The sequence below is a fragment of the Streptomyces sp. NPDC057271 genome (genome assembly GCF_042668715.1).
GTDB lineage: Bacteria > Actinomycetota > Actinomycetes > Streptomycetales > Streptomycetaceae > Streptomyces.
The window spans coordinates 1-1231 of the sequence record NZ_JBHUYJ010000259.1 but is presented as its reverse complement, the minus strand read 5'-3'; the positions used below and the strand labels follow the sequence as shown (position 1 = coordinate 1231).

At 68.9% G+C, this 1231-nt stretch carries 1 protein-coding gene; it reads left to right on the top strand.

The window, feature by feature from the left end:
• Positions 1–341 precede the first annotated feature (341 nt).
• A partial coding sequence (locus tag ACFUJR_RS39335; protein ID WP_383181781.1) for a transposase occupies positions 342–1231 on the top strand: 890 nt, incomplete at its 3' end.

The window sequence follows — 1231 nt, the reverse complement described above, 5'->3', positions numbered from 1 at the left end:
GGCTCTGGCAAGATTTTCGTAGCCGGAGATCATCTCGGTGACACGGTCAGCCGGTCCGCAACGCGGGCAGCCTGTGGCTGTGCTCTGTTGAACTGGCTTCACTGCTACCGCAGTTAGCTGATGTGCTGGTCGTCTCGGTTGATGTCTCTGATACTGGTGTGGTGGTTCGCGCCCGTACGAGGTCCGGTGTTCCCGCGGCATGTACGGGATGCGGCTGGCTCAGCGAGTGGTGCCATAGCCGCTATGTACGGCGCCTGGCCGACGTCTGTCTCGGGGGCCGACCTGTGCGCATCGACTTGTCCGTACGCCGTCTGTACCGCGAAAACGCAGTGTGCCCGAAGGTGACCTTCGCCGAACAGACAGCGGGGCTGGCCGTGCGCTACCAACGGCGGACGCCGCAGTTGCAGCGCCTGGTGGAGGACGTCGGTGTGGTGCTGGCGGGCCGGGGCGGTGCCCGGATGCTGCGGATCTTGAACATCAGGCTCTCGCGGTGCACCGTCCTGTCCCAGCTGATGCGGGTACCTCTTCCGCCGCTGGTGACGCCCCGGGTGCTGGGGGTGGACGACTTCGCGCTCTACGGCGACACCTACGGCACCCTCCTGGTCGACGCCACCACCCGGCTCCCGCTCACTCTCTGGGAAGGCCGCGATGCCGACCAGCTCAGCCGGTGGCTCCGCGAGCACCCCGGTGTCGAGGTCGCCTGCCGCGACGGGTCCCTCACCTACCAGCAGGGCATCGCGGGCGGAGCTCCCGATGCGGTGCAGGTCAGCGACCGCTTCCACCTCTGGCAGGGCCTCTCCCGCCGTGTCCAGGACATCGCCTCCGCCCACCGCGGTTGCCTGCTCGCGGCACTGCCCCCGGCCGACGAGAGCGATTCCGCACCGGCCGAGGTTGCCGGGAACACCGCGAAGGACACCCGGGCCGCACGCCACGCCCGCAGACTGTTCGAGGCCGTTCAGGCCCTGACCCGCACCGGCCGGAGCCACAGCTCCGTGGCCCGCGAGCTCGGCCTGGACCGCCGCACGGTCGGCAAATACGCCCGGGCCCGGACCTGGCAGGAGGTGATGCGTCGCCCGCCCCGCAAGCCCTCCACCCTGGACCCCTACCTCGACTACCTGCAGCAACGCTGGGACGAGGGACAGCACAGCGCGAAGATCCTGCACGAGGAGCTCCAGACCAAGGGCTACCTCGGCCATTACCAGCGCGTGAAGATGGCCGTCGCACCTCTCAG